The following is a 25,280-nucleotide window of genomic DNA, read 5'->3' on the forward strand; positions in this document are numbered from 1 at the left end:
CCTCGTTTCTTTCACGGTGAATAGCACTTCTTGGTCTTGGGGTCGAAGATCGGCGTGGTGTCGACCTTCAGGTTGTTCGCCGGCTTCACGTCCACGGCGCCCGGCGATTTGGTGAGCTTGTTCTCGCAGTCGAGGATGGCGCGGTCGCTGGAGTTGCCGGCCCACAGGTCGATGTGCTTCTTCTTTCCGTGGCTCCAGTCGCTGGAGCACGCGGCGCACCCGTCTTCCATGATGAAGTACTTCTTCAGGTACGGGTAGTACACGATGGTGCCGGGCGCCATTTCGGCCTTGTCGGTGGCGAAGGTGACCGGGTCGGCGTAGGTGCCGGTGCCACCGGCCTGCTCGTGCTTGTGCGGATAGGCGATGGCCGCGCTGCCGGGCGGGTCGTTGTCCAGCGCGCCGTACAGCGTGACCAGCATGGACTGGTTCTCCGCCGGTGCGGCCGACTGGGCGTTGGCCACGGCGGCCGGCGTCATCAGTCCGAGCGCCGCGAGCCCGGCGACGGGAAGGGCTTTCCAATTCATGGATTCGTCACCCGTTCAGCAGGAGAAGTTGCGTTTGCCGCACGGGCTGATAGTGCCGGAAGCGCGTCGGCCGTCAAGTCCGGGTCATTCGGTCAGCCATTGGGGTGAGCGTCGGCACGCCGCGAATTTCGCGACGGTCGCGTCGACCAGGGACCGTTCCGAAGAGTGAAACGGTTCGAGTGCGAGTAAATCTCATGTAATGGTGGGAATTGATCACGACGATGGAAAACGGCCCAACGACGTCACCCTGCAGGGTGTCAGTCGTTCGGGCCGCAGCGGACCTCGGGTGAGAATATTCGACGACACGTTCATGACTTCGGATGTATTTTCGCCCGGCGTTCGCTGCCCGTTCGGACAGGCGGCGAACGCCGGGCGGACCGCTAGCCGAACAGGTTCAGGTTCACCGCGTTGGCGATGGCCTGGAGGCCGGCCTCATTGGGGTGCAGATGGTCGCCGGCGTCGTAGGCCGGCAGGTACCGCGTCGGATGGGCCGGGTCGTGGGTAGCGGCGTCCTGGTCGACCACACCGTCGCAGCCGCTGCCGCCGCCGCGCACGAAGGCGTTGAAGGCTTCCCGGGCCGTTTCGCCCTGCTGCGTCCAGTAACCCGCCCCCTCATACGGCGTCAGCGTCGAGCACAGGAACTTCAGGCCCTGCGCGTGCGCCCGCGACACCAGCTGCTTGGCCCCGGCGACGAGCTGGTCGGCCGAGGGCGGCGGGCTGGTCGAGCCAAGGTCGTTGATCGGGTCATCGGAGAAGATCACCCACCGTGCTCCCGGCTGGGCCAGCACATCCCGCCCGAAGCGGTTGAGAGCACTGGGCCCGGCCCCGTCGACTAGCAGCCGGTTGCCGCTGATGCCCTGGTTGAGCACGCCGACCGCCCGCCCGGCGTTGGCCAGCCGCACAGCCAGGTCGTTGGGCCAGCGGCGGTTGTCATCGGTCCCGGACGCGACGCCGTCGGTGATCGACGCGCCCAGCGTCACCACCGCGCCCTGCCCGCCCTGCACGTCAAGATTGCTCAGGAAGTAATAGCTGCCAACGTTCTGTGCCCCCGGCAGGCTGGCGTTGCCGCTGACATCGCCGGCCGCCACGTAGTTGGTGGCGTTGCCCTGCTGGTGAAAGGTCGACCCGCCGGCGCCCTGAGGCAGGTACATGCTCACGGCCACGTCCGACATCGCCGGCACCGTGAACCCGACGGCATCGCTGATCGCCAGCCCGCCGGCCGGGATCGTCGTCGTCGACTGCCCGCCGAAGGTCACCGCGTGATCGTTCCCGACCGTCGAACCCGAAGTCCGTTGCGCCACATGGACATCGGAGATCACCAACGGTGCCGAGCCGAAGGCGTTGGACACCTCGACCCGGGCCGCCGGGCCGCCGATGCTCGTGTGCACGATCTGGCGCAGGGTCTGCTGGCCGAACGACTGTCCGCCGGCCTGCGGGGACACTGACCACGTTCCGGTCCATGCCGCGGCTCTGACGTCGGAGGCTTGGACGGTCGGCGCTGAGATGACTGTTCCGGCCAGCACCAGGGCGAACGCGGCCCCGAGCCCGGCTCGTCGGCAGGGAGATGTCATAACCAGTCCTCGACGGTGAGGTGGTCGGTGCAGGGACCGCCCACGGTACGAGGAACGCCCACATCCCGCAATACATTGATGTCATGAAGAAAAATACCGACAACGGCGCGGAAACGTTGGATGAGGCTGCTCGGCCGGATGGCTCAGGATACCGTCGGCGCCGTGCTGCACATGCTGCTGATCTACAACTGCGAGCGGCCGGAACCGGACGACCCGGCCTTCCCCGAGGCGCTGGCCAGGGTGAACGCGTTCGCCGAGGAATGCCGCCGGCGCGGGGTGTTCGTGTCCGGGCATCCGCTGCTGGGCGAGGACACGGCCAGCACGGTCAGCGTCCGGGACGGGAAGGCGTTGGTCACCGACGGCCCGTTCGCCGAGACCCACGAGCACCTGGGCGGTGTCTACGTGCTCGACTGTGACCGGGACGAGGCGTTGGAGCTGGCGGCGCTGTGCCCGCTGGCCGCGGTCGGGTCGATCGAGGTGCGGCCGGTCGCCGGGGTGCCCGGTCTGGACCACCGTTCATCGTGACGGCAGGAGCGGTCCTGCACGAGGTCTACCAACGGGACCGGGCCCGGATGCTGGCCGCCCTGATCCGCGCGCTCGGCGACTTCGAACTGGCCGAGGACGCGCTCCAGGACGCGTGTGCCCTGGCGCTGGCCAAATGGGGCGACCCGCCCCCGGACGACCCGGTGGCCTGGCTGCTGACCGCGGCCCGCAACAGCGCGATCGACCGGCTGCGGCGAGCCCGAGTGGGCCGGGAGAAGCTGGCCGGCCTCGGCCCGCCGGAGACGGTGACCGTGATGACGGAGCCCGGCCTGCTCGCCGTGGGCGACGAGCGGCTGAGCCTGGTCTTCGCCTGCTGCCATCCGGCCCTGGCCGAGGACGCGCGGGTCGCCCTCACACTCCAGGCGGTTGTCGGGCTGACTGCCGGGCAGATCGCCCGGATGTTCCTGGTCGGCGAGTCGACCCTGGCCCAGCGCCTGGTGCGGGCCAAGCGAAAGATCCGCGACGCCGGCATCCGCCTGCGCGTGCCGGCTGAGGACGTGCTGCCCGAGCGGCTGTCCGGCGTGCTCGCCGTGACGTATCTGATCTTCACCCAGGGCTACACCGCCGGCGCCGAACCGCTGCGGCGGGAGGCGATCCGGCTCGGCAAGCTCGTCGCTGCCCTGCTGCCCGACCAGCCCGAGGCGCTGGGGCTGGTCGCCTTGCTGCTGCTGCACGATTCCCGCAGCGCGGCCCGGTTCGACCCTGACGGCGACACGGTGCTGTTGGCCGACCAGGACCGTTCTCGTTGGGACGCCGTCGAAATCGCCGATGCCGTCGTGCTGCTGGATCGGGCCCTGAGCCTCGGCCGGCCGGGCCGCTACCAGCTCCAGGCCGCGATCGCCGCCCTGCACGCCCAGGCGCCCTCGGCTGAGCGCACGGACTGGCCCGGCATCGCGGGCCTCTACGGTCAGCTGCTCGCCGTCGACCCGTCGCCGGTGGTGGCACTCAACCACGCCGTCGCGGTGGCGATGGCCACCACTCCTGGCGAAGGACTGGCGCTGATCGACCGGATCACCGGCCTCGACCGCTACCACCTGATGCACGCCGCCCGCGCGGATCTACTGCGTCGCTTGGATCGCCCGACGGAGGCGGCCACCGCGTACCGCCGCGCGCACGAACTCGCCGTCAGCCCGGCCGACCGGCGATTCCTCGCCGGTCGGCTGCGCGAGCTCGGCTGACCGCTCAGGCCTTGCGGCCGAGGAACGCCAGCAGACGCGTCTGCTCGTCGGCGTCGTCCGGCGGGGTCAGCTCCGGTCCGAAGAACCCCGGCCGGCGCATGATGTTCTGCCGTGACCAGTCGAACGACGCCGACACCAGCTCCGGATCGAGCGTCAGCCGGCCGATGTCCCAGCTGTGCACGGTGGTGTCGGTGATCAGCAGGCGCACGATCGCGATCAGCGGCACCTCGCCCATGCCGGGGATCGGTGTCGGTCGGGTCAGGGCTTCCGCGGTGAGCACGTCCGTCGCGTCGGCACGCGCCTCCCGCCATGCCGCCAGCGGATCGGCGTCGGCCAGCACCGCGGCGGGGTGCGGCGTCCCCGGGCCGCCAGGCTGGTCGTAGTCCTCGCCGGTCGCCCACGCCCGCAGCTGGCGCTGCGCCCAGGTCACGTGCCCGGCGACATCCCGAACCGACCAGCCCGCGCAGGGCGACGGGGTGTCCCAGCGGTCCGGCTCGACGTCGGCGACCGCCGCGTCGAACCCGTCCTGGGCCTGTCCGTACAGCTTCAACACGTCCATCCTCGATGCCTTTCTGGAGACGACTGCCCCAAGGACGAACGGCGGCCCACGAACTCGACAGCCGGTTTCCGCCAGCTTCGGCGGGGGCGCGGCGGGCAGGCTCGAAGCGTGACCAAGTACCTCAAGCGGGTCGCCGGGGCCGACTGGGCCGCGGTGGCGGCCGAACTCGACGACTACGGCTGCGCGCTGCTGCCACAGCTGCTCACGCCGGCCGAGTGCGCCAAGATCGTCGCGTTGTGGGACCGCACGGAGCGCTTCCGGGCCACGGTGAACCTGCGGCGGCATCGGTTCGGCGACAACGGCGACTACCGGTACTTCGCGGAGGCGTTCCCCGAGGCCGTGCACGACCTGCGGCAGGCGCTGTATCCGCGGCTGCTGCCCATCGCCCGCGACTGGCACGCCCGGCTTGGACGGGAGGCGGAATGGCCGGAGACGTTGGACGAGTGGCTGAAGATATGCCATGCCGCCGGGCAGACCCGACCGACGCCCATCCTGCTGCGCTACGAGGTCGGCGGTTGGAACGCCCTGCACCGGGACCTGTACGGGGGCAAGGTGTTCCCGCTCCAGGTCGTGATCAATCTGAACGAGCCCGGCGTCGACCACACCGGCGGCGAGTTCCTGCTGGTGGAGCAGCGGCCCCGGGCCCAGTCGCGGGGGACCGTGACCCTCATTCCGCAGGGCCACGGCCTGGTCTTCACCACCCGTGACCGCCCGGTCCAAGGCGCGCGCGGCTGGTCCGCTTCGCCGGTGCGGCACGGGGTTTCGCCGGTCCGCGCCGGCCGGCGGCACACCCTCGGCTTGGTCTTCCACGACGCCACCTGACGCCACTCACCCGCCGGGGATGCCACGTGTGCTTCCCATTTGGCGCCTGGACGCAAGTGGGAAGCGCACGTGGCAACAGGGGAGGGGTGCTCAGCTGGCGGCGGCGAGGACCTTGTCCAGCCAGTTCGGGTCGGCCACGCTCACGGCCTTGCCGCCGGCGGCGATGGTCGGGGTGCCGAAGCCCTTGGAGCCGTCCTGGTTCTGCTGCCACAGGTTCTGGTCCTGCTCGGCGGTGGTGAGGTTCTGTTGGATCTGCTTGCCGTACGTGTTGTTCCGCACCAGGTCGTCGAACTGCGCGCCGGTGACGCCGAGGCGGTGGGCCAGGTCGGACAGCTGGTCCTGGGTCCAGCCGGGCCCGCGCTCCTTGGGCTGCTTCTGGTACAGGCTCAGGTGGTAGTCCAGGAACTTGTGTCGGGCGCGACGGTGGCGACGGCCAGCGCGGTGTTGGCCGAGATCATGGAGTAGCCGGGCGGCACCGAGCTGGCGTCGAGCAGGTTGAGCAGGTGGTAGCGGATCTTCAGGTCACCGGCGGCGAGGTGCTTCTCCAGCTGGGGGAAGTAGACCTGCTCGAACTGGCCGCAGATGGGGCAGAGGAAGTCCTCGTACGCGTCGACGGTCGTCTTGGCCGTGTCCTTGCCGACGAGCACGGTCGCGGCGGCCTTGTCGACGGTGGTCGGATAGGTCGCGGACGCGTGGGCCGCCGGGATCGCGCCCTGCGTGGCCTGGGCGTTGGCCTGAGCGGTGGTGTGCTGCTGGTAGAGCACCCCGCCGATCACGCCGCCGGCCAGCAGGACCACCACGATGATGCCGATGATGATCCAGCGCCGGTCGTTGCCGGCGCTGCCCCGGGCCGACTTCATGGCCTTCTGGGCCTGCCGGCGCCTGTCGTCGGATGTCGCCATCGTCACGCCTTCCCTCGGTGCCGTCCAGCCCGGCTGCGAGCCCCCATGCCGGCCCATAATGCCCGAAACGCCGTTAAGCGGTGGCGAACGCGTGCCAGGGCGTGACCGAGTCGATGTAGACGAGCGCGTCGAACGAGGCGGCCGGGTCGATGGGCTGCGACTGAGCACCGTTCATGATCTTTGTGGCGGCGCTGGCCGGGGCCGTGCGCAGGTCGGTGAGGTGCAGCGGGAGGCCGGCGGCGGCCAGCACGGCGTCGATGGTGTCGGGCTCCAAGGGGCCGACGTCCACCGTGTACAGCTCGGCATTGCCGGGCGGCCCGTCGGGCAGCATCCGGTGGGACTGAAGGGTGCCGCCGCCGAACGCGCTGCCGATGACCACCAGGTCGGGACCGAGGGAGGCGGCGAGGTGCCCGCCGAGCGTGGTCATCTTGTCGTTGATGATCGGCGGCGCCCACAGCGGCTCGCGCTGGATGTGGCCGTTGTGGGCCCCGATGATCACGCGGTCCTCGCGCTGGAGGATCCACTCCACGTTCTCGGCCATCGCGGCGTCCCGGATGTTGGCCGCGGGGTAGGTGCGGGTGGCGCCGTCGGCCATGGCGTTGAGGAAGCCGTCCATGTGCCGGGCGGTGGCGGCGCAGCGGATCCCGACGTCGGCCTGATCGTCAGCGCCGTAGACGATCCGCATGGCCTGCAGACGTTCGGCCAGCGCACTGACCCGGGCGGTGATCTCGTGCCGGTGGGCAGCGTCGAGCGCCATGTACGCCTGGAGGGCCGGGACGACCCAGAGCCGGCCGGACCGATCGGCCGGCAGGTAGTCGAACAGCGGCAGCAACTGGTCCCGGATCACCTTGGCGTAGGCCGGATCGACGTCGTCCAGCAGCGGCAGGCAGGCCTCGATCGCCGGCACCGTGGTGGCACTCGACCCCGGGACGTCCATGCCGTAGAAGTGAACCTGCCCGTTCAGTGACCGCATCCACTCCAGCTGGCCGCGTGCCTCCTCGCAGCGGCCGAACCGGTACGTGATGCCGTCGTGCAGCAGGGCGTCGAGGTCGCCGGGCCCGCCGCGCACCCAGTCGTCGACAGCCAGCCCCTCGGGGAAGCCGGACTCCAGCGCCACGGCGGTGAAACCCAGCTCCCGCACCAGGAACCGGGTTACACGGTGTCTGAGCTGGAAGAACTCGTGGACCTTGTGCGCACTCTCGCCGATGGCCACCACGCGGGCGTCGCCGACGATCTCGCGGAGCGGTTCGAGGTCGCTGAAGTCCTCGTCCTCGGGGTCGAGGGTGCGCAGCGGATAGATGCTCATGCGTCAACCGTAGGTTGACCGAAGCGTGCTAGTCAACCGTAGGTTGACGTGTCACCCTTGGAGACGGGCCAGCACCCGGTCGAGGGCGTGTCGCACCAGGTCGGGCACGCCCTCGCGCCGCAGATCGGTCATGAGCTGCTCGTTGATCCCGCCCGGCGTCATGTGCTTCTCGGTCAGCTCGGCCAACGGGCCGGTGTGCTGCGACAGGGACTGGCCCAGCTGACCGAAGATGTGCGTGACGTAGGCGGTCGCGGCGTCGTGCTCGATGCCCTGGCCGGCCAGCCACTCCGCGATGGTCGTGAGGTAGTCGAGATGCGCGGCGAAGGTGGCCGTCGCCGCGCTGAACGCGTCCAGGGTCTTCTCTTCATTCGCGACGACGACGCCGCCGACCCGGTCGAACAGTTCACGGGCGACGGCGTTGTCCGGGCATATCGCCGTCAGGCTCTGGCCTTGTGCGGCCTGCGGCAGCGGGATCACCCGGACGACCTGACCAGCCGGTGCGGCCCAGTGCCGCAGTTGTTCCAGCCGCACACCGGCCAGCGCGCTCAACACCACGTGCCGTGGTTGAAACGACAGCTCGGCCAGGACGTCCTGGGCCATCGGCGGACGCACCGCAAGGACGATCACCGTCGCGCTGTCAAGGACGCCTTGGTTGCTCTCGCACACCCGCACGTTCGGAAACCGGCTGGCCAGCTCACGCCCGACGTCGCGCCCACGCGGTGACAGAAGGACCGCCGGCGGATCGGCAACACCTGTGCTGAGGCCGGCCACGATAGCGGCCGTGATCTCACCCGTCCCCACGAACCCGTACATGGCCCGGACACTACAGATGTCGCGGCCACGGGCGGACGAACGTGACGGCTGTCGGTCGCGCGGCCCGGGACCGGCCCGGCAGGATCGGTGGCCGGGAAGGGAGAAACCGTTGAGCGACAACACCGTCGACCTGACCTCCGCCAGTTGGGGGCCGGGCGAGTTCGAGCAATTCACGGCGGCGCAGACGCGTTCGCGCAGCAAGGCCGGCACGGCGACCGGGCGCAACGGCGCGGTGACCGTGGCCTACGGCGCCTACGCCGCGCGGGCCGGTCTGGAAGCGCTCAAGCAGGGCGGCAACGCCATCGACGCGGCGCTGACCACCGCGCTGACCCAGGTCGCCCTCAACGCCGGCGCGCCCATCAGCTACTTCGGCATCATGTCGTTGGTGTACTTGGACGCCAAGAGCGGCCGGGTGCACACGATGAACGCCGAGTGGAACACCGTGGCCGGCGAGACCGACCCGCTGTCCATCCCCGGCGGCATCACGATGACCGGCGTCGACGGCGTGGCCGGCACGACGGTCAGCGGACGCACGGCGATGGTCGGCGGCTTCATGAAGGGCGTCGACGCCGCCCACGCCAGGTTCGGCCGACTGCCGTTCGAGTGCCTGTTCCAGCCGGCGATCGAGGCGGCGGAGCAGGGCACGCCGGTCAACGAGTCCGTGGACATGGCCTACCGCATGCGTGCCGCCGACCTGGCCCGGCTGCCGGCCACCCGCGAGGCGCTGCTGAAGCCGGACGGTTCGCCGTACCGGCTGGGGGAGACGCTGCGTCAACCCAAACTGGCCGAGACGCTCAAACGGATCGCGGCTGACGGCGTCGGCTACATGTACGGCGGGCCGTGGGGCGCGAAGCTCGTCGAGGCGGTCCAGGCCGACGGCGGCCACATGACGCTCAAGGACCTCACCGACTACGAGGTCCACTGGGCTGACGCGCTCACCGCCGACATCGGCGGCTACGCCCTGGCCACGACGCCGTGGCCGAACGCCGGCGGCGTGGCGATGATCGAGGCCCAGCATCTGGCGGCGGTCTCGGGTCTGCTCGACCAGCCACATTGGACGGTGTCGGGCGAGTCGCTGCGCAAGGCCCTGGACATCACCCGGCTGATAACGTTGTCGTACCTGCCGCAAGAGGCGACCGCGAAGCTGTTTCCGGGACTGGACTTCAGCCCCGAGGCCCGGGTCACCCGGGAGCACGCCGAACAGCTGTGGGCCCGGATCCAGGACGGGGCGGCGCTGCCGTGGCAGCCGATCGCCCCGCGTCATTCCGACGACGTGGTCGCGGTCGACGCCGACGGCAACATCGCGGCCATCACGCACTCCATCAACTGTGTGCTGTGGGGCAAGACGGCGATCAACATCGACGGCATCTCCATCGGCGACCCGGCCGCGCACCAGCAACAGGTTCTCGCCTCCGTCCGCCCGGGCGACCGCCTGCCCGCGCCGACCGAGACCGGCGTGCTGCTGAAGGACGGTGTGCCGGTGCTCGGCTTCGCCTCGATGGGGGCGGGCCTGCACCAGCGAACGTTCCAAGGCCTGCTGAACTACATGCGCTTCGGTATGTCCATTGAGGACGCCGTGAACACACCCGACTTCTTCATGCCCACCTTCCATCCCGACGGCACCGCGACCGCCAACTTCGGGGCGGGGGAGTACGACCACGCAGTGTTGCACGCGTCGGGCGTGCCGTGGCACGAAGCCGCGTCCTCGGAGGAGGCCCGGTTCACCGGCGAGGGCCTGTGGGTGGCGATCGAGCGTGATCCGGCCACCGGCGTGCTGAACGCCGTGTCCCACAACCGGAACAACAGCGACGCGGTGGCTTTCTGATGAGAGCCGTGGTGATCGGGGCCGGCGTGATCGGCTCCTCGATCGCGCTGGAACTGGCCCGGGCTGGTCGGGATGTCGTGGTGGTGGACCGTGCCGCCGGCGCCGGGCAGGGCTCCACGAGCGCGTCGAGCGCGGTGATCCGGTACAACTTCTCGACCCTGGCCGGTGTGGTCGCGTCCTGGGAGTCCCACTTCAGCTGGCGGGCCTGGTCCGATCATCTTGGACACGATGTCGGCGCCTTGGCCCGGTTCGAGCGCAGCGGCCTGGTCGTGCTGGACGTGGACGTCGCCCCACGGTCGACCTGGCTGCCGCTGTTCGACGAAGTCGGCGTGCCGTATGAGGAATGGGACGCTCACACACTGGCCGAGCGGGTGCCGGGTCTCGACACCGGTCGGTACTGGCCGCCCAGGCGGGTCGACGACGACCGGTTCTGGGCCGACGCGACCGGCACGCTCGGCGCGATCTACACCCCGGACGCCGGCTACGTCACCGATCCCCAGTTGGCGGCCCGGAACCTCGCTGCGGCGGCCGCGGCGGAGGGTGCCGAGTTCCGATTTCGCACTGTGGTGGCATCGATCGAGCGTTCAGACCGGGTCGAGGCGGTCGTTCTCACCGACGGGACAAGGATTTCCGCCGACGTGGTGGTGAACGCGGCCGGACCGTGGTCGGGGCGCGTCAACGAGATGGCCGGCGTCGGTGGGGACTTCACCATTGGCGTGCGGCCGATGCGGCAGGAGGTTTCGCACGTGCTGGCCCCCGAGGGCGGCATCGGGCCGGGCATCGCCGACATGGATCTCGGCACCTACTTCCGCGGCGAGGTCGGCGGTGGCCTGCTCATCGGCGGTACCGAGCCGGAGTGTGATCCCTTGCCGTGGCTGGACGATCCCGACGACGCCAACCCGAACCCGACGATGGCGGTGTTCGAGGCCCAGGTGACACGGGCCGCGCGGCGGCTGCCCGGGCTCGTCGTGCCCAACCGGGCCCGCGGCGTCGTCGGCGTGTACGACGTCGCCGACGACTGGACCCCGATCTACGACCGTACCGACCTGCCCGGCTTCTACGTGGCCATCGGCACCAGCGGCAACCAGTTCAAGAACGCCCCGGTGGTCGGCCGGCTGATGGCGACACTGATCGACCGGGTCGAGGCCGGGGCCGACCACGACGCGGACCCCGTCCGGCACCTCGGAGTCCACACTGGACAGTTGATCGACCTCGCGGCGTTCTCGCGGCGGCGACCCCACAACAAGGCCAGCTCCGGCACGGTGTTCGGCTGATAGGGTGGGCGGCATGGCCGACGGCGACCTTCAGTCCATCGTGGACGAACTCGCCGAGCGGCTGCGCCGGTCGGTGGCGATCGACGACCCGTCGATCCGGCTGCTGGCGGCCAGCCGGCACTTCGGCGACGAGGACCCGCTGCGGGTCGCCTCCGTACTCAACCGGTCCGTCGAACCTGAGGTCGCCGACCGTGTTTTCGCCGCGGGCATCGCCGGCTGGACCACGCCCGGCCTGGTCGAAACGGCAGGCGCACTGCCTCGGCTGTGCGCGCCCGTCCGGTGCAACGGGCTACTGCTGGGCTACCTGTGGCTGATCGACCAGGACGGCGCGTTCACCGAGGACGAGACGTCGGCCGCCGCCGAAGCTGCTGCGTCGGCCGGCGCCGTGCTCTACCGAAGGTTGTTGCTGCACGAGCGGTCCAAGGCCCGGCATGAGGCCATCCTGCGGGAACTGGTGTCCTCCGACGCCGACGTTAGAGTGCAGGCGATGGCCGACCTGCGGGCCGAGCAACTGTTCGCAGACGACCGTATGCAGTTCACCGTGGTGGCTGTGCAGTGTCCGTTCGAGGGTGCGCCGCAGGAGGTCGCCTTCGAGGCCGCCGTGGAGGACGGCGTCCGCGCGGTGACCGACGACGTCGCGCTGATGGTGGCCAACCGCTCACGGTCGTGGATCCTGCTCGTGCAACGAAGGCCGCCTTCGCACGCGCTGGTCGCGTCGATCGTCGAACGGGTCACCACCCGGTTCCGGCGGCTCACTGGCGGCGAGCCGCCGGTGTTCGGGCTCGGCGGCACCGTCGACCGGCTGGACGACGTGATCACGTCCTACCAGCAGGCGCTGCTGGCCGCCCGGGCCGCCGGCCTGACCAAGGGCGGGCTGGCGCGCTGGGGCGAGCTCGGTCCGTACGAGATCCTGCTGCGGCTGCCGGCCGATGTCCGTGTGGCCGCGCTGGACGGCCTCGACCAGACTTTGGTCGACACCCTGACCGAGTTCTTCGACCACGCCGGCAACATCCAGCGCACCGCCGACGCGCTGAGCATCCACCGGGCCACGCTCTACCAGCGGCTCAAGCGGATCGAGCAGCTCACCGGGTGCAGCCTGGACCGCGGCGACGACCGGCTCACCCTCCACATCGGACTCAAGCTGCGGGCGATCCATCCCGGAGCAGCCCCGTGAGCACGGCCGCCGTCAGTTCCTCGACCCGGCCGGTGAAATCCATCACCGAGTGAGCGAACTCCGGCTCCTCCTCGTAGAACCGGGCCAGCGTCTCCGGCGGGTGGGAGACCTGCCAGAACGCCGCCGCGAACGCGGTAATGGCCCCGACCGCCTTGCGGCCGCCGGCCTTGCCCAGCCCGGCCACGGCGTCGCCGATCAGCTCGCTGACGGTGTTCACCCGCTCGATCGCCGTGGTCTTGTAGGCCCGCACCGACTCCTGGGACACGTGCCGCTCTAGGTTGAGCGGGGCGTGCGTGAGCAGATCGCAGAACAGCGGGCGGTCCGCCAGCGTGCGGGTGATCACCGCCGCCACACCGGCCGGTGTGGGTTTCGCGCCCGGCAACTCGGCCCGCAGGCCCTCGATCCACTCTGCCCAGCAGTCGGAGGTCAGCTGGAGGTAGATCTCCTCGCGGGTCTCGAAGTACCGCAGCAGGGCCGACTTGTGCACACCCACCTCGGCCGCGATGTCGCCGAGGTTGACCGACCGCACGCCGTCCCGGGTGGCCAGCGCGCGTGCCGCGGCCAGGATTGCCTCGCGCCGCTGCTCCTTGTGCTCGGGGCGGCGGGCCCGCTGGAAGTCCGGTGTGACCACCTGACCAGGTTAACGCAACGCGGTTGCCTTGTTTTGACGATCGACGTCGCGGCCCCGCCGAGCCGGTCGCGGGCGGCTCGGCTCGGGCCGTCAGCCCAGTTTGAACGGGTCGCGGGTGTTGCCGGTCAGCTCCACCCACACGGCCTTGGTCTCGGTGTACTCACGGACCGCGTCGGTGCCGTTCTCGCGGCCGATGCCGCTGATCTTGTATCCACCGAACGGCACGCCCGGGGCCACGGCGCGGTAGGCGTTGATCCAGACCGTGCCGGCCTTCAGACGGCCGGCGACGCGGTGCGCGCGGTGCACGTCCTTGGTCCACACCGAGCCGGCCAGCCCGAACGGGGTCTCGTTGGCCAGCTTGACGGCGTCGTCCTCGTCGTCGAAGGGCAGCACGCAGACCACCGGGCCGAAGACCTCCTCGTCCACCACCCGCATTCCCGGCCGGGTGTCGGTGAGCACAGTGGGCTCGACGAACAGACCGCCCAGCCCGGCCGGTCGGCCGCCGCAGGCGACGGTCGCGCAGTCGGCGGTGGCCGAAGTCAGGAAGCCCAGCACCTTCTCGTACTGCACGCGGTTGGCCACCGGACCCATCTCGGTGTCGGCTTCGCGCGGATCGCCGAGCTTGATCGTCTCCGCCCGGTGCACCACCCGTTTGACCAGCTCGTCGTGCACGGAGCGGTGGACCAGGACCCGGGAGCCGGCCATGCAGGTCTGCCCGGTGGCCGCGAACACGCCGGCGATCACCCCGTTGGTCGCGGCGTCCAGGTCGGCGTCGGCGAAGATCACCTGCGCCGACTTGCCGCCCAGCTCCAACAGTGCCCCGTTGAGGTTACGAGCCGCCGCCGTCGCGACCTCGCGGCCGACACCTGTCGACCCCGTGAACGCGACCTTGTCGACCCCCGGGTGCCCGGCCAACGCCTGCCCCACCGCCGGGCCGTTCCCGGTGACGACGTTGAACACCCCGGGCGGGAATCCCGCCTCCTGCACCAGATCCGCGAACACCAGCGTGGCCACCGGGGTGTGGTCCGACGGCTTGACCACCAGCGTGCAGCCCGCCGCCAGGGCCGGGGCCACCTTCCACGTCATCAGCAGCAGCGGCGAGTTCCACGGCACGATCGCGCCCACCACGCCCACCGGCTCGTGCCGGGTGTAGACCAGGAAGTCGTTGCGCCCGGCCGGAACCACCTCGCCGGCCATCGTCTCCGCCACCCCGGCGAAGTAGTGGTACCAGCTCACCAGCACCCGGGCCTGGCCGGCCATCTCGCGCACCAGCTTGCCGTTGTCCCTGGATTCCAGGTCGGCCAGCCGGTCCGCGTCCCGCTCGATCAGATCGGCCAGCCGTCGCAACAGCCGGGCCCGATCACTGCCCGTCGTCGCACCCCACGGCCCATCCAACGCCGCCCGCGCTGCCGCCACCGCATCGTCCACATCACTGGCGTCGCCGTCCGGCGCCGTCGCCCACACCTCGTCCCGGTAGGGATCCCTCGACTCGTACCTCGCGCCCGAATTGGCCGGCCGTCGCTCCCCGTTGACGTACAGGTCGAGCTCCAGCGGTGTCGTGCCTGTCATCGTCGCTCCTCTCGGGTTCCGTCCTGCCATCGTGGACCCGTCAACCAGCCACGGACAGCTCCAGCGCGATGGCCCCGCGCAGTAGGTCGCGGGCGCGGTCCAAGGTGATGGATCCGCTCAGCCAGCGCTCGCTGAGCCCTTCGACCAGCGCGGTGAGGCGTTCGGCGGCGTCGTCGGCGGGCGCGTCCGGGTGGATCCGGCGGATGGCGTCGGCGATCTCGGCCACCCACACGCCGGTCGACTCGGCCAGGGGTTCGCGCAGTTCGTCGCTGAAGACGGCGGTGGCGCGCAGTTCGCCCCAGGCGGTGCTGTTCGTGCGGACGGCCTCGGTGTCCTGCATCTCCTGCAGCAGCAGCAGTTCGAGTTCGGCCCGGGGGTCGGCGGCGGCCGCCCGGGTGTAGTCGGCGGCGCGGTCGTTGATGTGCTCCAGGGTCCGGCGGAGCAGCCCGGCGCGGTCGCCGAAGTGGTAGTAGATCAGCGCGGTCGAGATGCCTGCCTCGGCCGCCAGCTGCTCGACCCGCAGCCCCCGCACCCCGGTCCGGGCGATCACCCGCACCGCGGCGTCGAGGATCGACTTCTGCCGTTCCGACATCCCGACCTCACGATTCTCGCCTGACTGACTTTTCAGTTAAGACGCAGGCTATCGAGGTCGGACGCCGTCCGTCCAGTTTGACTGAAAATTCAGTCAGGCCCATGATGGGGCCATGTCCGACTTCTCCCTGACCCGCCGACACGCGTTGCGAACCATCGCGGGGCTCGGCGCGGCAACCCTTGGCGCCGGCGCGTGTTCCCGACCGGACGACCCGCCGTCGCCCACCCCGCTGGCGTCGGCCGGCAGCCGACGGATGGGCGCGGAATGGGACCGCCACGCGCGCACGCTGATGTCCTGGCCGACCGCGACGATCTGGTACGAGGACGTCAGCGTCGTGCGCCGGGACATCGCCGGCCTGGCCCGCGCGGTCGCGGAATACGAGGCCGTGGTGCTGCTGGCCCGTCCCGAGGATGTGGACGACGCGAGTCGGGCCTGCGGCAGTGGCGTCGAGGTGGTGCCGATCCCGGTGGACGACCTCTGGGCCCGTGACACCGCGCCGGTGTTCGTGAGCGACGGCGGGGTCGACTTCAACTTCAATGGCTGGGGTTCGAAGCAGCCGCACGCCAACGACGCCGGTGTCGCCCGCGCGGTGCTGGCCAAGTACGGGCTGCCCAGGGTGCAGACCACGCTCGTCGCCGAGGGCGGCGCGCTGGAGACCGACGGGCAGGGGACCCTGCTGGTCACCGAGAGCTCGCTGGTCAACAAGAACCGCAATCCCGGGCTGACGCGTCAGCAGATCGAGGACGAGCTCAAGCGGGTTCTCGGCGTCACCAAGGTGATCTGGTTCGTCGGTGTGCGGAACAAGGACATCACCGACGCGCACGTGGACTGCTTGGCGCGCTTCGTCGCGCCCGGCGTCGTGCTGCTGGACCAGGCCGCTGCCGGCTCGCCGCCGGACATCTGGTCCCGGGCGGCCGACCAGGCCCGGACCGTGCTGGCCGAGTCCACCGACGCCACCGGCAAACCGTTGCAGGTCATCGACCTTCCGCAGCCGGATCCGGACAGGGTTACCGTCCGCGGCAGCAAGAGCGTGATCTCGTACGCGAACTTCTACGTCGGCAACGGCGCGGTGTTCCTGCCGAAGTTCGGCGACGCCGAGGCCGACGACCGCGCCGGGCAGATCCTGCGCGAGCACCTGCCCGGGCGGGAGATCGTGCCGGTCCGGATCGACGCCATCGCGGCCGGCGGGGGCGGCATCCACTGCGCGACCCACGACCAGCCGGCCGGATAGGTCCGCGGCGGATCGCTATCATCGCGGCGTGACCAGCGAGTTCGACGACCAGGATGACATCGATCTCGGGGAGGATCAGGAGTCGACGGGCCAGGATGACGGGCCCCAGGACGAGGGGCTGCGGGCACTGCCGCGGGGGATTCGGCCGCTGCTGGTGCTGGGCAAGATCCGGCAGATCATCGAGGTGTTCGCGCCGGACCGGCCGGAGCTGACGTTCCTGGAGATCCGCAAGGCGACGGGGCTGCCGGCCAGCACGTGCCAGCGGCTGGTGGCGAACATGGTGGCCGAGCAGTTCCTGGACCGGCACGGCGACCGTTACCGGATCGGCCTGCGGTTCGGCTACTGGGCCTCGCCGGCCGGGGCGGGCATGGACGTCAGCGAGGTGGTGCGGCCGGCGCTGGAGTGGCTGCGGGACGCCACCGGGGAGACGTCGTGCCTGTATCGCCGGGAGGGGGACGTGCGGGTGTGCGTGGCGATGGCCGAGACCTACCAGGCCATCCGCCGCGAGATGTACGTCGGCAAGCTCATGCCGCTGCACGCCGGTTCGGCCAGCCGGGTGCTGCTGGCCTGGGACGAGTCCATTGTGGACGATGTGCTGGACCGGCCGCTGGAGCGGTTCACCACCACCACGGTCACCGACGCGGCCCTGCTGCGGGCGCTGCTGGCGCAGACCCGGCAGCAGGGCTACGCCGTGACATTCGAGGAGCGCGACCCCGGCGCAGCCTCGGTGTCGGCCCCCGTGTTCGGGCCGGCCAAGGTGTTGGTCGGCGCGCTGGGGATCAGCGGCCCGACGCAGCGCATCTCCACCCAGCAGAGCGCCGAGTGGGCCCCGCTGGTGGTGCGGGCGGCCCAGCAGGCGACGAGGCTACTCGGCGGCCAGTAGGCCGCGCGGCCAGTGGACGACACCTGCTCGGCGGCCGGTTGATGCCACATGAGCGCCGTTGTTGACGCCAACAGCCAGGGCAACTACAAGCCGCAGAAGCCGCACTGGCCTGGCGCGCAGGTCACACAGAGCGCGCAGAGCACACTGCCGGGTGGCCTGTTCTCGGCCGCGCTGTTGTCGGCCGTCAATGATTCGACGGTCAGCCCGCGGTCGGCCAGTTGGAAGACATCCATGGGCAGCTCGCCGAGCTCGTACTGAAGAACATTGTCCAACAACATTGAAGGCTGCTCAATTCCTGGTTGAATTTCCGGTGATCAAAGAAAGTTTCGTTCCGGGTCGTCCCAACTGTAACGAGAAAGTTGGCGGCCGCGAAGAGGCCAGCTGGCCGGCCCCATTGCTGGCTTGATGCCGTATGGCTCGGTCCCTGGGAAGCGCATGTGGCGAAAAGTCAGGGTTGGTAGTTGCTCAGCTCGATGAGGTTGGCGTCGGGGTCACGTAGGTAGATGCTGCGGATGGGGCCGGTGGCGCCGGTGCGTTCGACCGGGCCCTCCTCGATCAACGATCCGAGCTCCCGCGCGAGGTCGTCGACCGGGTCGTCGACGATGAAGCAGAGGTCGGCGCTGCCGGGGGTGGGGTGCAGGGCCTTGGGGGAGAACTCGTGGCCGGCCTGGTGGAGGTTGATCTTGCTGGTGCCGAAGGTCAGGGCCTTGCGGGAGCCGCGGAAGGTGACGGCCTCCATGCCGAGAACGCTGGTGTAGAAGGCGATGGTGGCGTCGAGGTCGGCGACGGTGAGCACCAGGTGGTCGAGACGGGTGATCTTCACTGGGGGACTCCAAGGGCCCAGGGGTGGCTGTCGGGGGAGCGGAGCGCGCCGTCGGCGGCACGGCTGCGGGAGGGTTCACCGAGCTGCGTCACGAGATCCTGTCCGCGGGCCAGAATGCGGTGGTAGACCGGGGGAGTGAGCCAACCGGGTCGCAGGGCGTAGAGCACGTCCTCAAGGGCGGTGTTGCCGCTGGCCCCAGGGGCGAAGGGACAGCCGCCGAGCCCACCGAGGGTGGCGTCGACGCCGACCGCGCCGGCCCCGAGGGCGGCCCAGGTGTTGGCGACGCCGAGACCCCAGGTGTCGTGGCCGTGGAACCATGTGGTGCCAACGACTTCGCGCACGGCGGCAACGAGCCCGGCGACATGGGCGGGGACGGCCTGGCCGATGGTGTCGCACACCATCACAGTGTCCACACCGGACACTCGATCGTCGGCGACGAGGGCGAGCACCGACTCCTCGGGGGTGTGGCCCTCGAACGGGCAGGTGAAGGCGGTGGCGAGTCCAAGTTGGACTCGAACACCGTTTTCACGCGCGAGGGCAACGGATGCGGCCAAGCCGTCGAGGCTCTGGCCGACGTCGCAGCCGACGTTGGCCTTGTTGTGTGAGGGGGAAACCGACAGCACGTACTGAATCTGCCGCACGCCGGCCTCGACCGCCCGCCGAGCTCCGGTGGCGTTGGGCACGAGCACCCAGCACCGGGCCAGCTCGGTGGCATCCAGGGTGGCGACCACCTCCAGGGTGTCGGCCATGGTGGGCACACGGTCCGGTCGGACCACGGCGCCGATCTCCAGCTGCGGCAGCCCGCAGTCGAGCAGGAACCGCACCAGTGCGATCTTGTCGGCGGTCGGCAGCATGGCCCGGACGAGCTGAAGACCGTCCCGCAGCGTCACATCCCGCACCACAACCTCGTTCACAGCACCTCCTCGGCGTACAAGTCGTCGATCTGCGCGTCGGTGAGTTCCAGCAGCCCGCCCAACACCTCACGGGTGTGGGCGCCGAGATCCGGCCCCAGCCAACGGACTTCGGCCGTCTCGTCGTCAATTCTCGGCACCACACCGGGAAATCCCACCGGAGACGGCAGTCCGGGCACGTCGAACCGCTGCACCATGCCCCGAGCCCGGTACTGGGGATCGTCGGCGATGTCGCCGGCCTGGTAGATCCTCCCGGCCGGCACGCCCGCCTCCTCCAGCGAGTGGAGCACGGTGTCGACGAGGTGCTGGCCGGTCCAGTCGCCGATGGCGGCGTCGAGCTCGTCCCGCCGGGCCCAGCGGCCGTCATTCGTGGCCAGCAAAGGATCCTCGGCCAGGTCGGGGCGGCCGATCACGGTCATGAAGCGCCGGAAGATGGCGTCCCCGTTGCCGGCGATGATCACCGTGCGCCCGTCGGCGCAGCGGTAGGCGTTGCTCGGCGCGACGCCCTCCATGCGACCGCCGAGCCGTTCGCGTTGTCGGCCGTGGGCTTCGAAGTCCGGGAGCAGCGACTCGGTCAGGCTGAACACCGCCTCGTGCAGGGCGACGTCCACGGTGCCACCCTCGCGGCTGCGTTCCCGCCGCACCAGACACATCGCCGCGCCGATCACCGCGTACAGACCGGCGACGGAGTCGGCCAGGCTGACGCCGGTCCGTGACGGCAGGCGGTCGGGCTCGCCGGTCAGCTCGCGCAGCCCGCCGACGGCCTCGGCGATGGCCCCGAAACCGGGTCGGTCCCGGTAGGGCCCGCTCTGCCCGTAGGCGGAGATGCGCACGAGCACGATGTCCGGCTTGGCCGCGCGTAGCTCGTCGGGGCCGAGGCCCCAGCGCTCCAGCGTGCCGGGGCGGAAGTTCTCCAGCACCACGTCGCAGCGCGCGGCCAGCTCCAGGGCGATCTTGCGGCCGGCATCGGTGCGCAGGTCCAGCGTCACGGATCGCTTGCCGCGGTTGATGGTCCGGTACAGCAGCGAGGTGTCGCCCGCGGCCAGCCGCCAGCGGCGCAGCTCGTCGCCGCCAGCCGGCCGCTCCACCTTGATCACGTCGGCGCCGAAGTCGGCCAGCAGCCGCCCGGCGGTCGGCGCGGCGATGTAGTTGCCCAGCTCAAGCACCCGGATGCCGGTCATCGGCCGGTCGGACACGACGGCTACCTCCTACGCCACGATGTGGTGGACTAACCACAATGAAGGTACCTCCGCTACAGCCGCCGTCCACTGTCTGCTCGATCACTCCCGCCCCCCTTCTTTCGCCACATGTGGTCCACACGTGCCATCAGAACGCGAATGTGGTCCACATGTGGCGGAAACGGGGGTGGGGTGTCCAGGGGGTGGGAGCGGGGTTGTTGCGGCGGCTACCGAGGTTTACCGTCGCTTCCCGTCATAGCGTGGCCAAGAAATCACATCGTGGTGGTTGGAGGCGGAATGCTCGACAAAGCCGTGGGCGTGGCCCGGCGGATGGACGGGCTGCCGGTCACCCACACGCACCTGAGAGTGGTGTTGGCGGTCGGCCTGGGCCTGTTCTTCGACATGTACGAGGTGTTCCTGGCCGGCACCGTCGGCACCGCCCTGACCTCGACGTTCGGCCTGTCCGGCACCGGGTTGGCGCTGGTGCTGGCCTCGGCCTTCCTGGGCATGTTCGTCGGCGCGGCCTTCGTGGCCCGGCTGGCCGACCGGTTCGGCCGCCGCCGGCTGTTCCTGTTCAGCCTGCTCTGGTACTCGGTGTTCTCCCTGCTCGGCGCGTTCAGCCCGAACGCCGCGACGATCGTGGTGTGCCGGTTCCTGGCCGGCATCGGGGTGGGCGCCGAGTACCCGGTCTCCGACACGTACCTGAGCGACGTGCTGCCGTCCGGCTCGCGGGGACGGCTGGCCGCGTGGGCGTACACCTGCTCCTACCTGGCGGTTCCCGCCCTCGGTTTCCTCTCGCTCGGCACGTCCTGGCGCTGGCTGCTGGCCATTGGCGCGGCCGGAGCCATCGGTGTGCTGATCCTGCGGCGGAACCTGCCGGAGTCGCCGCGCTGGCTGGAAAGCGTGGGCCGGCACGCTGAGGCCGAAGCCGCCTACGAGCAGTTCGCGCAGGCCAAGCCACTGCGTCGGCAACCCAGCCCGTCGCCGTTCACTGCCGAGGAACCCGAGCCCCAACCGACCAAAACCCTGACCACGGCCGCCCTGACCAAGCCGCCGTACCGCCGCCGCATGGTGATGCTCGGCGTGTTCCACCTGTTGCAGACGTTCGGTTACTACGGCTTCGGCACGCTCGCGGTGCTGGTGCTGGCCGCTCGCGGCTTCACCGTGCAGCACTCGCTGCTCTACACCGCGCTGTCGTTCCTCGGCTACCCCATCGGCTCGCTGCTGTCGATTCCGCTGATCCACCGCCTGGAGCGAAAGTTCCTGGTGATCGGCACGGTGATCGCGATGGCCGTGGTCGGCGTGGTGTTCGCCTCGGCCGCCGCGCCGGCGGTGATCGTGGTCGCCGGGTTCGCGTTCACCGCCATCAGCAACGTGTTCTCCAACGCGTACCACATCTATCAGGCCGAGATCCTGCCGACGGAACTGCGCGCCTCGGGCACCGGCTGGACCTACTCGGTGTCCAGGCTGGCCACCGGCGCGATGCCGTTCGTGCTGCTGCCGCTGCTGTCGACCAGCGGGCCGGTGACGGTGTTCACGGTGGTCGCGGCGGCGATGGTCCTGGTGGCGGTGGACATCGCGGTGCTGGGGCCACGCACCTCGGGCCGCTCGGTGGAGGCGATCAATCCTCGCTGACTGTGGTAAGTGGACTGGGTGCAGATCCGGGTGCTGGGCACGGTCGAAGCCCAGGTTGGCGACGAGCTCGTGGCGCTCGGACCGCGACAGCGGCGGCTGGTGCTGGGCGTGCTGGCCTGGGAGGTCAACCGGCCGGTGCCGATCGAGCGGCTGATCGCCCTGGTGTGGCCGGAGGAGCCGCCGCGGTCGGCGGCGCACGCGGTGCGGGTGGCCGTGTCGGACCTGAGGTCCCGGCTGCAAGGCATTGACCTGGAGACGCACGGCACCGGCTACCGGCTGCGCTGCGATCCGACGGCCGTCGACGTGCACCGATTCCTGGCTTTGGTGGTGCGGGCCCGCAAGACGACCGACGACCAAGCCCGGCTTGAGCTGTTGGACGAGGCACTGGGTCTGTGGCGGGGGCCGGTGCTCGCGGACGTGGCCTCGGATCGGACCCGGGATCTGCTGGCCGCCGGGGTCGAGGAGACCCGGCTGGTGGCGATCGAGGACCGGATCGACGTGCTGCTCCGGCTGGGTTATCACCGCGACGTCGTGGAGGAGCTCCTGGGCCTGGTCGACGGCCATCCGACGCGGGAACGGCTGGTCGGGCAGCTGATGCTGGCCCTGTATCGGGGCGGTCGCGCCGGGCAGGCGCTCGACGTTTTCCGCCGCACCAGGGCGTATCTGGCCGAGGAGCTGGGCATCGACCCTGGCGGCGAGCTGCGGCGGCTGGAGCTGGCGATCCTGCGGGACGAGCTCGACCAGCCGGTGGCCGAGCTGGCCGCCCCGGTGCTGGTGGGCCGCCGGCCCGAGCTGGCCCAGCTGGCGGAGTGGCGGGCGAAGGCGATGTCCGGCCGTCCGACGGTGGTCCTGTTGGAAGGGGCCGCCGGCATCGGGAAGAGCACGTTGCTGGACGAGTTCAGCCGGGGTGTGCGGGTGTTGCGGGGCCAGGGCGTGGCGGAGGAGGGTGCGCCGGCGTATTGGCCGTGGCGGCAGGTTTTCCGCCAGTGGCTGGCCGAGACCGAGCCGACCGTGGCGGCCGAGGTGTTGGGCGACGCCGCCGACAAGATCGCCCGGATCGTGCCGGAGATCCGCCGGCTGGCCGGGAGGTCGGCTGACCTGCCGCCGTCGACCGCCGAGGAGCGGTTCGCCCTGTTCGACCAGGTGACGGAGTTCGTCACGAGAATGGCCGCCGGCGGCCTGGTGATCGTGATCGACGATCTGCACTGGGCGGATCCCGCGTCGTTGCTGCTGTTCGGGCATCTGGCCAGGGGCGTGGTCGGCGCGTCGTTGTTGCTGGTGGGGGCGTTTCGGCCGTACGAGATGCGGCAGGCGCCGCGTGGCGACGACATGCTGGTCGAGGTCACGCGGCTCGCCGGCGCCACGAGGCTGGAACTGCGCGGGTTGTCGACGGATGAGGTGGCCCAGCAGCTCAGCGCTGAGCTGGGGCGGGAGTGTGAGCCCGGCGAGGCGGCAGCCGTGGCGCGGCGCACCGGCGGAAATCCCTTGTTCGTCCGGGAAATCGGCCGGCTGGGGCGAACCGACCCGCACGAGGTTCCGGTCGGTGCCCGCGATGCGATCCGTCAACACCTGAGCGCGCTGACGCCGTCCTGTCGGGCAATGCTGACCACCGCGTCTGTGCTGTCGGTCGACATCGATCCTGTTGCCCTGGCGGCGGTTTCCGGCGTCGAGATCGAGGAAGCCTTGACGGCGTTGGACGAAGCGGTCGCCGCGTCGGTGGTGCTGCCCGGTTTCCGCTTCGCGCACGATCTCGTGCGAGACGGCCTGGCCCTCGATCTGACGCCGACCGACCGGGCCCGGATCCACTTGCGGGCGGCGGAACATCTCGAAGCACGCAACGGCCAGCTCGCCCAGATCGCGCATCACCGCCTGGCCGCCCTGCCGTTGGGCGACGCCGAAGTGGCGACCCGGATCGCCACCCGGGCGGCCGAGCAGGCCGCGGCCCAGCTGGCGTACGAGAATGCCGTGCGGCTGTACGGGGAGGCGCTGGCGGCCAACGGCCGGCCGGATGTCGATCTGCTGATCGCCAAGGCCGACGCGCTCTTTCTGGCCTACGACGTGGACGCGGCCCGCCGCACCGTCGAGGAGGCGGCGGAGTTGGCGCGGCGCAACGGCGACCCGGCCGGGCTCGGGCGGGCCACACTCGTGCGGCTGGACCATTCCGAACCGATGTGGCTGCACACGGTCGCGCCCTGGTGCGAGCAAGCCTTGGCCGAGCTGCCGCCGGAGGACAGCGTGCTGCGGGCGCGGCTGCTGGCCCTGAAGGTGAGCGTCCTCGTCTCGAACGACGACGAGGACGGGGCCAAGCAGGCCGGCGACGCCGCGCTGGCGATGGCCGAACGCCTGGGGAAGTCCGAGCCGATGATCGCCGTGCTGTGGGCGCGCCAGCACCTGAGCTCCGGGCCCGACGGCAACGTCGAACGGCTCGCGATCGGCAGCCGCATGATCGCCCTGGCCCCGGCCGCGGGTGACTGGGCCGTGCTGTGGGGCCACCTGTGGCGGTTCGACGCGCTGATGCAGCTCGGCCGGGTGGGGGAGGCCGAGTTGGAGTTGGACCTGGTGGAACCGGCCGTCGCCCGTCTCGACCAGCCCATCGCCCGCTGGCACCGGCAACGCGGCCGGGCCGCCATCCTCGAAGGTCGCGGCCGGTTCGCCGAGGCCGACGCCATGCTCGTGGACGCGGCCCGGCTGGCCGAACGCGGCCGCAATCCCTATGGGGTGGCCAACATGCGGCTCGCCCGGGCGTACGTCGAGATCGAGACGACCGTCGGGGCCGGCGTCCCGTCGGTCGAGGCGTTGGAGCGCGGGTTCGGCTCGCTGATCATGGCCCGGATCGGCCTGGCCAACCTCTACGTCGACACCGGGCAGCTCGACCGGGCCCGCGAGGTCTACCGGGGGCTGCCGCCGCTGGCCGAGGTGCCCAAGCCGGCCTGGTTCCGGCTGCTGGTGCACGACCAGTACGCCCGGATCGCCAGCGCCCTCGGCGACGTCGACACCGCCGACGCCGTCTACCGGGAGCTGCTGCCCTACGCCGACCTGCACGTCACCACCGGCTCCGGCGTGCTGCTGACCAACGGATCCGTGCACCACTGCCTCGGCATCACCGCCGCGGTCTGCGGCCGTACCGACGACGCCGTCCACCACCTGCGAGCGGCGATCGCCGCCAACGTCGAAGCCGGCCTCACCCCGCGGGTCGCTGAGTCCCGATACCGGCTGTCCCTTGTGCTCCGAGACCGCGACGAAGCCGTGCGACAGGCGGACGAGGCCAGGGCGATCGCTGTCCGGCTGGGAATGGCCCCGCTGGCCGCCCGGCTGTTGTGACACGGCCGCACTGTC

Annotated in this window: 24 protein-coding genes; 10 read left to right on the forward strand and 14 right to left on the reverse strand. The window is 70.5% G+C overall.

Features of this window, described 5'->3' with window-relative positions; all coding sequences use genetic code 11:
• Nucleotides 1-11: 11 nt before the first annotated feature.
• Both JJ691_RS12150 and JJ691_RS12155 read right to left on the reverse strand, forming a co-directional pair.
• Nucleotides 12-524, reverse strand: coding sequence for a hypothetical protein (locus JJ691_RS12150; protein ID WP_211768880.1), 513 nt, complete (start codon nucleotides 522-524; stop codon nucleotides 12-14).
• Nucleotides 525-904: 380 nt separating this feature from the next.
• On the reverse strand, nucleotides 905-2,095 hold the full coding sequence (locus tag JJ691_RS12155) for an SGNH/GDSL hydrolase family protein (RefSeq protein WP_211768881.1): 1,191 nt from the start codon (nucleotides 2,093-2,095) through the stop codon (nucleotides 905-907).
• Between the two features lie 138 nt (nucleotides 2,096-2,233).
• On the opposite strand from JJ691_RS12155, the gene JJ691_RS12160 reads away from it, so the two are divergent.
• Together JJ691_RS12160 and JJ691_RS12165 are read left to right on the forward strand one after the other, a co-directional pair.
• Nucleotides 2,234-2,620, forward strand: a complete 387-nt coding sequence (locus tag JJ691_RS12160; protein WP_442912722.1) for a YciI family protein — start codon at nucleotides 2,234-2,236, stop codon at nucleotides 2,618-2,620.
• Nucleotides 2,617-3,816, forward strand: coding sequence for an RNA polymerase sigma factor (locus JJ691_RS12165; RefSeq protein ID WP_211768882.1), 1,200 nt, complete (start codon nucleotides 2,617-2,619; stop codon nucleotides 3,814-3,816). The genes JJ691_RS12160 and JJ691_RS12165 overlap by 4 nt, the downstream gene beginning before the upstream one ends.
• A gap of 4 nt (nucleotides 3,817-3,820) precedes the next feature.
• On the opposite strand, the gene JJ691_RS12170 is transcribed toward JJ691_RS12165, so the two are convergent.
• Nucleotides 3,821-4,375 (reverse strand): TIGR03086 family metal-binding protein, encoded by a 555-nt coding sequence (locus JJ691_RS12170; protein ID WP_211768883.1) that lies wholly within the window; start codon nucleotides 4,373-4,375, stop codon nucleotides 3,821-3,823.
• A gap of 108 nt (nucleotides 4,376-4,483) precedes the next feature.
• On the opposite strand from JJ691_RS12170, the gene JJ691_RS12175 reads away from it, so the two are divergent.
• Nucleotides 4,484-5,197 (forward strand): 2OG-Fe(II) oxygenase, encoded by a 714-nt coding sequence (locus JJ691_RS12175; RefSeq protein WP_211768884.1) that lies wholly within the window; start codon nucleotides 4,484-4,486, stop codon nucleotides 5,195-5,197.
• A gap of 90 nt (nucleotides 5,198-5,287) precedes the next feature.
• Here the strand turns inward: JJ691_RS12175 and JJ691_RS12180 are convergent, their stop codons facing one another.
• The 4 genes from JJ691_RS12180 to JJ691_RS12195 all read right to left on the reverse strand — a co-directional run bounded on the left by JJ691_RS12180 (nucleotide 5,288) and on the right by JJ691_RS12195 (nucleotide 8,218).
• Nucleotides 5,288-5,476 carry a hypothetical protein gene (locus JJ691_RS12180; RefSeq protein WP_211768885.1) on the reverse strand — a complete coding sequence of 63 codons (189 nt, stop codon included), beginning with the start codon at nucleotides 5,474-5,476 and terminating at the stop codon, nucleotides 5,288-5,290.
• A gap of 107 nt (nucleotides 5,477-5,583) precedes the next feature.
• The gene (locus tag JJ691_RS12185) at nucleotides 5,584-6,099 is read right to left on the reverse strand and encodes a thioredoxin domain-containing protein (protein ID WP_211768886.1); all 516 of its coding nucleotides are present in this window, start codon (nucleotides 6,097-6,099) and stop codon (nucleotides 5,584-5,586) included.
• A gap of 73 nt (nucleotides 6,100-6,172) precedes the next feature.
• Nucleotides 6,173-7,405: an erythromycin esterase family protein gene (locus tag JJ691_RS12190; protein ID WP_211768887.1), complete on the reverse strand. Its 1,233-nt coding sequence runs from the start codon at nucleotides 7,403-7,405 to the stop codon at nucleotides 6,173-6,175.
• Between the two features lie 51 nt (nucleotides 7,406-7,456).
• The gene (locus JJ691_RS12195; protein WP_211768888.1) at nucleotides 7,457-8,218 is read right to left on the reverse strand and encodes an NAD(P)-binding domain-containing protein; all 762 of its coding nucleotides are present in this window, start codon (nucleotides 8,216-8,218) and stop codon (nucleotides 7,457-7,459) included.
• A gap of 109 nt (nucleotides 8,219-8,327) precedes the next feature.
• Between JJ691_RS12195 and JJ691_RS12200 the strand changes: the two genes are divergently transcribed.
• Genes JJ691_RS12200 through JJ691_RS12210 form a run of 3 tightly spaced genes read left to right on the forward strand, consistent with a single transcriptional unit; the run spans nucleotide 8,328 to nucleotide 12,491 of the window.
• A complete protein-coding gene (locus tag JJ691_RS12200) occupies nucleotides 8,328-10,043 on the forward strand; it encodes a gamma-glutamyltransferase (RefSeq protein WP_211768889.1) in 1,716 nt (571 codons plus the stop codon).
• Nucleotides 10,043-11,317 carry an NAD(P)/FAD-dependent oxidoreductase gene (locus tag JJ691_RS12205; RefSeq protein WP_211768890.1) on the forward strand — a complete coding sequence of 425 codons (1,275 nt, stop codon included), beginning with the start codon at nucleotides 10,043-10,045 and terminating at the stop codon, nucleotides 11,315-11,317. The genes JJ691_RS12200 and JJ691_RS12205 overlap by 1 nt, the downstream gene beginning before the upstream one ends.
• Before the next feature lie 13 nt (nucleotides 11,318-11,330).
• Nucleotides 11,331-12,491, forward strand: a complete 1,161-nt coding sequence (locus JJ691_RS12210; protein ID WP_211768891.1) for a PucR family transcriptional regulator — start codon at nucleotides 11,331-11,333, stop codon at nucleotides 12,489-12,491.
• Here JJ691_RS12210 and JJ691_RS12215 read toward each other — a convergent pair.
• The 3 genes from JJ691_RS12215 to JJ691_RS12225 all read right to left on the reverse strand — a co-directional run bounded on the left by JJ691_RS12215 (nucleotide 12,454) and on the right by JJ691_RS12225 (nucleotide 15,283).
• Entirely contained in the window at nucleotides 12,454-13,122 is a 669-nt protein-coding gene (locus JJ691_RS12215; RefSeq protein WP_211768892.1) for a TetR family transcriptional regulator, read from the reverse strand. The two genes, JJ691_RS12210 and JJ691_RS12215, sit on opposite strands and share 38 nt — an antisense overlap.
• A 90-nt stretch (nucleotides 13,123-13,212) precedes the next feature.
• Nucleotides 13,213-14,691: an aldehyde dehydrogenase gene (locus JJ691_RS12220; protein ID WP_211768893.1), complete on the reverse strand. Its 1,479-nt coding sequence runs from the start codon at nucleotides 14,689-14,691 to the stop codon at nucleotides 13,213-13,215.
• Nucleotides 14,692-14,731: 40 nt separating this feature from the next.
• Nucleotides 14,732-15,283 carry a TetR/AcrR family transcriptional regulator gene (locus tag JJ691_RS12225; protein ID WP_211768894.1) on the reverse strand — a complete coding sequence of 184 codons (552 nt, stop codon included), beginning with the start codon at nucleotides 15,281-15,283 and terminating at the stop codon, nucleotides 14,732-14,734.
• Nucleotides 15,284-15,395: 112 nt separating this feature from the next.
• Between JJ691_RS12225 and JJ691_RS12230 the strand changes: the two genes are divergently transcribed.
• Together JJ691_RS12230 and JJ691_RS12235 are read left to right on the forward strand one after the other, a co-directional pair.
• Nucleotides 15,396-16,514 (forward strand): agmatine deiminase family protein, encoded by a 1,119-nt coding sequence (locus tag JJ691_RS12230; RefSeq protein WP_211768895.1) that lies wholly within the window; start codon nucleotides 15,396-15,398, stop codon nucleotides 16,512-16,514.
• A gap of 28 nt (nucleotides 16,515-16,542) precedes the next feature.
• On the forward strand, nucleotides 16,543-17,397 hold the full coding sequence (locus tag JJ691_RS12235; RefSeq protein WP_249227856.1) for an IclR family transcriptional regulator: 855 nt from the start codon (nucleotides 16,543-16,545) through the stop codon (nucleotides 17,395-17,397).
• 83 nt (nucleotides 17,398-17,480) lie between these two features.
• Here the strand turns inward: JJ691_RS12235 and JJ691_RS53335 are convergent, their stop codons facing one another.
• From JJ691_RS53335 to JJ691_RS12255, 4 genes are all read right to left on the reverse strand, one after another.
• The gene (locus JJ691_RS53335) at nucleotides 17,481-17,675 is read right to left on the reverse strand and encodes a thiomuracin/GE37468 family thiazolyl RiPP peptide (protein WP_211768896.1); all 195 of its coding nucleotides are present in this window, start codon (nucleotides 17,673-17,675) and stop codon (nucleotides 17,481-17,483) included.
• Between the two features lie 170 nt (nucleotides 17,676-17,845).
• Nucleotides 17,846-18,220 carry a VOC family protein gene (locus JJ691_RS12245; protein WP_211768897.1) on the reverse strand — a complete coding sequence of 125 codons (375 nt, stop codon included), beginning with the start codon at nucleotides 18,218-18,220 and terminating at the stop codon, nucleotides 17,846-17,848.
• Entirely contained in the window at nucleotides 18,217-19,134 is a 918-nt protein-coding gene (locus JJ691_RS12250; protein WP_249227858.1) for a hydroxymethylglutaryl-CoA lyase, read from the reverse strand. Before JJ691_RS12250 ends, JJ691_RS12245 begins: the two co-directional genes overlap by 4 nt.
• A complete protein-coding gene (locus JJ691_RS12255; RefSeq protein ID WP_249227859.1) occupies nucleotides 19,131-20,327 on the reverse strand; it encodes a CaiB/BaiF CoA transferase family protein in 1,197 nt (398 codons plus the stop codon). The genes JJ691_RS12250 and JJ691_RS12255 overlap by 4 nt, the downstream gene beginning before the upstream one ends.
• A gap of 279 nt (nucleotides 20,328-20,606) precedes the next feature.
• On the opposite strand from JJ691_RS12255, the gene JJ691_RS12260 reads away from it, so the two are divergent.
• Both JJ691_RS12260 and JJ691_RS12265 read left to right on the forward strand, forming a co-directional pair.
• On the forward strand, nucleotides 20,607-21,944 hold the full coding sequence (locus JJ691_RS12260) for an MFS transporter (RefSeq protein ID WP_211768898.1): 1,338 nt from the start codon (nucleotides 20,607-20,609) through the stop codon (nucleotides 21,942-21,944).
• A 9-nt stretch (nucleotides 21,945-21,953) separates the two neighbouring features.
• Entirely contained in the window at nucleotides 21,954-25,265 is a 3,312-nt protein-coding gene (locus tag JJ691_RS12265; protein ID WP_211768899.1) for a BTAD domain-containing putative transcriptional regulator, read from the forward strand.
• The last annotated feature ends 15 nt before the right edge of the window (nucleotides 25,266-25,280 follow it).

It is taken from the genome of Kutzneria sp. CA-103260 (assembly GCF_018263855.1).
GTDB lineage: Bacteria > Actinomycetota > Actinomycetes > Mycobacteriales > Pseudonocardiaceae > Kutzneria.

Bases quoted from the DNA above. Each gene is read 5' to 3' on its own strand.
- JJ691_RS12220 (WP_211768893.1), bottom strand. From the start codon at position 14,691: ATGACAGGCACGACACCGCTGGAGCTCGACCTGTACGTCAACGGGGAG.
- JJ691_RS53335 (WP_211768896.1), bottom strand. From the start codon at position 17,675: ATGTTGTTGGACAATGTTCTTCAGTACGAGCTCGGCGAGCTGCCCATG.
- JJ691_RS12150 (WP_211768880.1), bottom strand. From the start codon at position 524: ATGAATTGGAAAGCCCTTCCCGTCGCCGGGCTCGCGGCGCTCGGACTG.
- JJ691_RS12260 (WP_211768898.1), top strand. From the start codon at position 20,607: ATGCTCGACAAAGCCGTGGGCGTGGCCCGGCGGATGGACGGGCTGCCG.
- JJ691_RS12155 (WP_211768881.1), bottom strand. From the start codon at position 2,095: ATGACATCTCCCTGCCGACGAGCCGGGCTCGGGGCCGCGTTCGCCCTG.
- JJ691_RS12170 (WP_211768883.1), bottom strand. From the start codon at position 4,375: ATGGACGTGTTGAAGCTGTACGGACAGGCCCAGGACGGGTTCGACGCG.
- JJ691_RS12225 (WP_211768894.1), bottom strand. From the start codon at position 15,283: ATGTCGGAACGGCAGAAGTCGATCCTCGACGCCGCGGTGCGGGTGATC.
- JJ691_RS12190 (WP_211768887.1), bottom strand. From the start codon at position 7,405: ATGAGCATCTATCCGCTGCGCACCCTCGACCCCGAGGACGAGGACTTC.
- JJ691_RS12185 (WP_211768886.1), bottom strand. From the start codon at position 6,099: ATGGCGACATCCGACGACAGGCGCCGGCAGGCCCAGAAGGCCATGAAG.
- JJ691_RS12210 (WP_211768891.1), top strand. From the start codon at position 11,331: ATGGCCGACGGCGACCTTCAGTCCATCGTGGACGAACTCGCCGAGCGG.
- JJ691_RS12195 (WP_211768888.1), bottom strand. From the start codon at position 8,218: ATGTACGGGTTCGTGGGGACGGGTGAGATCACGGCCGCTATCGTGGCC.
- JJ691_RS12230 (WP_211768895.1), top strand. From the start codon at position 15,396: ATGTCCGACTTCTCCCTGACCCGCCGACACGCGTTGCGAACCATCGCG.
- JJ691_RS12160 (WP_442912722.1), top strand. From the start codon at position 2,234: ATGGCTCAGGATACCGTCGGCGCCGTGCTGCACATGCTGCTGATCTAC.
- JJ691_RS12205 (WP_211768890.1), top strand. From the start codon at position 10,043: ATGAGAGCCGTGGTGATCGGGGCCGGCGTGATCGGCTCCTCGATCGCG.